The sequence below is a fragment of the Candidatus Synechococcus spongiarum SH4 genome (genome assembly GCF_000586015.1).
Taxonomy (GTDB): domain Bacteria; phylum Cyanobacteriota; class Cyanobacteriia; order PCC-6307; family Cyanobiaceae; genus Synechococcus_B; species Synechococcus_B spongiarum_F.
The window spans coordinates 1-3,335 of record NZ_JENA01000184.1 but is presented as its reverse complement, the minus strand read 5'-3'; the positions used below and the strand labels follow the sequence as shown (position 1 = coordinate 3,335).

Genomic DNA, 3,335 nt, shown 5'->3' with positions numbered 1-3,335 from the left:
CCCCATTGGACCAGCCATCAGCCCGACCAGCGGCTGAGTGAGTGATGATTCCCAGTCCCCCGTCTCCCCACCTCGGTCCCATCGGTGCCCGCTTTGCTGCCCTGGCCCAACAGGGGCGTTGCGCCTTGATGCCTTTTTTGATGGCTGGGGATCCCGACCTGGACACCACGGCAGCCTGCCTGCTGGCCTTGCAGGACCAGGGGGCTGACTTGGTGGAACTGGGCATTCCCTACAGCGATCCCCTGGCGGACGGCCCCGTGATTCAGGCTGCGGCCGGGCGCGCCCTGGCGGCAGGCGCCACCTGTGCGGGCGTGCTGGACATGGTGGCCAGCCTCCGGGGGCAACTGCACATGCCCGTGGTGTTGTTCACCTATGCCAATCCCCTGCTCAACATGGGGGTGGCCAACTTCTGCGACCGTGCCGCCGCGGCGGGGGCGGCGGGGTTGGTGGCGCCGGATCTTCCCCTGGAGGAGGCCCAGCGCCTGTCCCCCACCGCGGCAGCTGCCGGGCTGGACATGGTGCTGTTGGCGGCGCCCACCACGTCCCTCCAACGCATGGCCCAGATTGCCCGCACCAGCCGTGGCTTCATCTATCTGGTGAGCGTGACGGGGGTGACAGGCGCCCGGGAGCGGATGGATCAGCGGGTGGCATCCCTGATTGGCCAACTCAAATCCCTGGCCCGGCAACCCGTGGCCGTGGGCTTTGGCATCTCCACCGCCGCCCAGGCCCGCCAGGTGCGCCTCTGGGGCGGTGACGGGGCCATTGTGGGCAGCGCTTTCGTGAAGCGGATTGCCGCGGCCGGTCCACCTGATTCTCCGGCCACGGTGGCGGGGGCGTTCTGCGCCGAGCTGCGCCGGGGGCTGGATTCCCCTCCTGCCGATCCCAGCCTGCTTTCAAAAGCTATATCTTAATGAAAGGATAGCACTGGTCTCGTCGGTATCAGTCAGTTGCACGTCATCGACAGTAGCTTTAGAGTGAGCATGATTGACGCCGAAGTTTGCAGATAATCCCCGTGCAATGTCATATTGAGCGCCAAGGGCGATGGAAACCTCGTCATTGCCGCTGATGCGGCCCAGGTGCCCTTCGATGGAAAGGGTCATGATGCCGGCCTTGGTGGAAGCGCCCAACGACACATAACAACGATCCGCATCCGGTCCCTCTGACTCAAGCCATTCACAGGCAACGCCAAGGTCGAATAATGAACTGCCGTAGATAAATTCACTAACGAGCCCGACATATGTTGTGTCGAACGAGGAGGAATCAGCAGCGATGTAATCACCTGTGGTAGCACGAAAGGTCAGACGATAATCCTTGGCGCCAAAGGGGCGCTGGACCATGGTCCCCAGATCCACGTGTCCTTCCCCATCCACGACGCCGCTGACAACCCAGGGTCCAAAGCGGCCCACATAGCCGCCTCCCCAGTCCCCCAGTTCGCCAAGGGCGTTGTCGAACGCCAGGAAAGCATTGCCCGCGCCGCGCTGGCGCCGCGTCTGTTCACGAACGACACCGGAGAGATTGCCAGCCAGCACGGAGCCCCAGGCGCCACCTATGGAAAATGCCACGTTATCCGTGTAACCTTCGTCCAGGTCCATGGGGGACAGATCATCGCTGGCATAGTGACCGGAGTAATCCAACTTGATGCGCCACCGGTTCGGCAGTTGTGTCAAGGCGCTGATTTGAAGATTGCCAACCAGCCCTGTGTCGATGTCGTGTTCAGCCGATTCGTCGTAAGTCACCATGGTGTCCAGAATACCGCTCAGCAGCAACGTCACGTCGCCGATCTCGGTTGCCATGGGTTCCTCCATGAAGGACAGGCGTTCGTAGTTGATGGAGAAATCCTGGGCGGCGGCAGGGGTAGCAACAATCATGCTAGTAACCATTGTCGCTGCAAGCACCGGCAGTCTTCCGGGTTGGGAGATTGTCATTGTGTCAGGCCTTTTGTGGAAATGTCGTATGGAAAGCCTGCCGGGCAATGGCCCGTCCAGCTTTCATGGCCTCGGTGTTATCGAGAAGCCAATGGACACCGCCATAAATGCGGCTCATCCCGTTCTCTTCCGCCATGTGGCTCAGGCTGCTCCAGTGCCGAGTGACACCCCGCAACTGGGGCCACAGCACTTCATCGGGTGAACGTCCGGAGAAGGCAACGTCGTCCCGACCGTGGATCAGCGCGATCATTTCCGCAGCGGCGGCGCCGAAGGTGGAGTGGCCGGATGTATAGGCCGGGAACTCGGGCGTGGGGATGTAGCTGCGCCAACGGGGGTGGCGCTTCACGCGGGGGTCCGGGTTGCCAAGTTGCGGCGCCCGGGCACGAATGGCGGTCTCCGGTCTGAGGATGTCGTAATGGTATTTGTTGTCCCAGGCACAGATGGAGGCGTCACACTGGGTCATGCCGATCAGGGCAAAAGCACGGGCAAGCTCAATGAAGCTGAGTCCCCGATCCTGAAGAAGCTGCATGGCAATGTAAAGGAAATGCCCGGGTGGCGTGATCCCCCAGGGGCCGTCCTCCCAAAACAACGCAATCTGCGATTGGTCGGCGGTTCGCATGGTGCTATCCGCTGCACCCAAATGGCAGATCGTGTCAAACTGCTCAGCAAATTCCGGGCTGACCGGATCATAAAAATCGGCTGCACGAAACTGCGAACTGCTCTTCATCGTCCAGGGCGTGATTTTTCCTTGTCCTGGACGCAAGCCCCGGTCAAACGATGCAAATGCCGGACCCGGTGTGGCACCATAGAACGGACCGGTCGGGCGCCAGCGCAACGAATCCGTACGTCGCCTATAGCGGCCAAGATAGTAATTGACTTCGCTGGGCTCGGAGCCGTCATTGGTGCGAATTTCACAGATCTTCCGTCCTACCGTCTTGCCCCATTGGACCCCCAGGGACTTGGCCTCGTTGTTGGGGAATTGATTCAAAAATGCAATGCGCTCAAACAGGAAAGGCTGTTGGAATGCTTCAGCAGCAGCCTCTGCGAAAGCAATCCCATAGGCGACTTCCGGGTTGGCCTCCCGTGGTCCGGCGCCAATTCCAAAAGGTTCCCCATAGGCTTGAACGATCCCGTTTGCGGCAAGAAAACCGGCCGTCGTGGCTATGCTGTAATTGTAGGCTGCCTGGGGTGTAAGAACTCTTTGGTCCCGCACCTGCTGCAAAGCCGCATCCACAGATTGAAAAACAGTGTTCCAATACTGTGGCTTGATGATCTGGGTCCCATAGGAGGATCGGTGACCAAAGGGCGCCACATGGGGAGCAGGGCAACCGGTGATTACGGTGGCGACGCTGGTGCCAGCGGTGGCAAGTAGAAATTTTCGTCTGGACAGATGAAAACACCTTTCTTTGC

Annotated in this window: 3 protein-coding genes; 1 reads left to right on the top strand and 2 read right to left on the bottom strand. The window is 60.4% G+C overall.

All coding sequences use genetic code 11. The annotated features are described in order from the left end of the window. Positions 1–44 precede the first annotated feature (44 nt). Positions 45–911, top strand: coding sequence for a tryptophan synthase subunit alpha (trpA, locus tag BG35_RS0107990; protein WP_025782412.1), 867 nt, complete (start codon positions 45–47; stop codon positions 909–911). Here the strand turns inward: trpA and BG35_RS0107985 are convergent. Together BG35_RS0107985 and BG35_RS11665 are read right to left on the bottom strand one after the other, a co-directional pair. Continuing rightward, the gene (locus BG35_RS0107985; protein WP_025782411.1) at positions 894–1,868 is read right to left on the bottom strand and encodes a hypothetical protein; all 975 of its coding nucleotides are present in this window, start codon (positions 1,866–1,868) and stop codon (positions 894–896) included. The two genes, trpA and BG35_RS0107985, sit on opposite strands and share 18 nt — an antisense overlap. A 61-nt stretch (positions 1,869–1,929) precedes the next feature. After that, on the bottom strand, positions 1,930–3,335 hold a 1,406-nt coding region (locus BG35_RS11665), incomplete at its 5' end, for a vanadium-dependent haloperoxidase (protein ID WP_236619832.1).